This is a genomic window from Streptococcus mitis (assembly GCF_047465045.1).
GTDB classification, from domain to species: domain Bacteria; phylum Bacillota; class Bacilli; order Lactobacillales; family Streptococcaceae; genus Streptococcus; species Streptococcus mitis_DT.
Genome location: NZ_JASHAR010000041.1, coordinates 1 through 1,847, shown reverse-complemented (window position 1 = coordinate 1,847; position 1,847 = coordinate 1). Strand labels below are relative to the sequence as shown.

The 1,847-nt window shown below is 45.5% G+C and carries 1 pseudogene; it reads right to left on the bottom strand.

Annotated elements, in window-relative coordinates:
* Nucleotides 1-1,847 (bottom strand): annotated as a pseudogene (locus QM409_RS10695) (hypothetical protein); the annotation flags it as partial.

The window sequence follows — 1,847 nt, the reverse complement described above, 5'->3', positions numbered from 1 at the left end:
GCATTACCTTTGTCATCAACTACCACCGTAGCACCTGGGTTTACTGCTGATACTGCTTTCTTAACTGCTTCTTTTTCTGCGTCAGTTAAAGCATCTTTATTAGCAACTGCTGTTTTAATCGCCGGTGTGTTGATATCATTGCCTGCATTTGGTTTAGACGCTACTTCTGCTGTCTTCGTCAAATCAGCTGCTGGAATAACCGCTGTCTTACCTGACGGTGTTGTAACAGTTGCGTTACCTTTGTCATCTACTACCACAGTTGAGCCTGGGTTTACAGCTTTTACCTTGTCCTCAATAGCTTTTTTCTCTTCTGGAGTAAGGGCTTCTGGATTGGCTACTACTGTCTTAGAGGCTGGGGTAATCACATCGTCGCCCGCATTTGGTTTAGACGCTGCTTCTGCTGTCTTCGTCAAATCAGCTGCTGGAATAACCGCTGTCTTACCTGACGGTGTTGTAACTGTTGCGTTACCCTTATCATCTACTACTACCGTAGCTCCTGGGTTAACTTCTTTAACCTTATCCTCAATTGCTTTTTTCTCTTCTGGAGTTAAGCTATCTGGATTGGCTACTACTGTCTTAGAGGCTGGTGTAACTACATCGTCGCCTGCATTTGGTTTAGCAGCTGCTTCTGCTGTCTTCGTTAATGCTGATGCTGGAATAACTGCTGTCTTACCTGACGGTGTTGTAACTGTTGCGTTACCCTTATCATCTACTACTACCGTAGCTCCTGGGTTTACAGCTTTTACCTTGTCCTCAATAGCTTTCTTCTCTTCTGGAGTAAGGGCTTCTGGATTGGCTACTACTGTCTTAGAGGCTGGGGTAATCACATCGTCGCCCGCATTTGGTTTAGACGCTGCTTCTGCTGTCTTCGTCAAATCAGCTGCTGGAATAACCGCTGTCTTACCTGACGGTGTTGTAACTGTTGCGTTACCCTTATCATCTACTACTACCGTAGCTCCTGGGTTAACTTCTTTAACCTTATCCTCAATTGCTTTTTTCTCTTCTGGAGTTAAGCTATCTGGATTGGCTACTACTGTCTTAGAGGCTGGTGTAACTACATCGTCGCCTGCATTTGGTTTAGCAGCTGCTTCTGCTGTCTTCGTTAATGCTGATGCTGGAATAACTGCTGTCTTACCTGACGGTGTTGTAACAGTTGCATTACCCTTATCATCTACTACTACCGTAGCTCCTGGGTTAACGACTTTAACCTTATCCTCAATTGCTTTCTTCTCTTCTGGAGTAAGGGCTTCTGGATTTGCTACGACTGTCTTAGAGGCTGGTGTAACTACATCGTCGCCTGCATTTGGTTTAGCAGCTGCTTCTGCTGTCTTCGTTAATACTGATGCTGGAATAACAGCTGTTTTCTTACCATCTGCTGTTGTAACTGTTGCGTTACCCTTATCATCCACTACTACCGTAGCACCTGGGTTAACTTCTTTAACCTTATCCTCAATGGCTTTCTTCTCTTCTGGAGTAAGGGCTTCTGGATTGGCTACGACTGTCTTAGAGGCTGGTGTAACGACATCGTCGCCTGCATTTGGTTTAGCGGCTGCTTCTGCTGTCTTCGTTAATGCTGATGCTGGAATAACTGCTGTCTTACCTGACGGTGTTGTAACTGTTGCGTTACCTTTGTCATCTACTACCACCGTAGCACCTGGGTTTACAGCTTTTACCTTATCCTCAATCGCTTTCTTCTCTTCTGGAGTTAAGCTATCTGGATTGGCTACGACTGTCTTAGAGGCTGGGGTAATCACATCGTCGCCCGCATTTGGTTTAGACGCTGCTTCTGCTGTCTTCGTCAAATCAGCTGCTGGAATAACCGCTGTCTTACCTGACGGTGTTGTAAC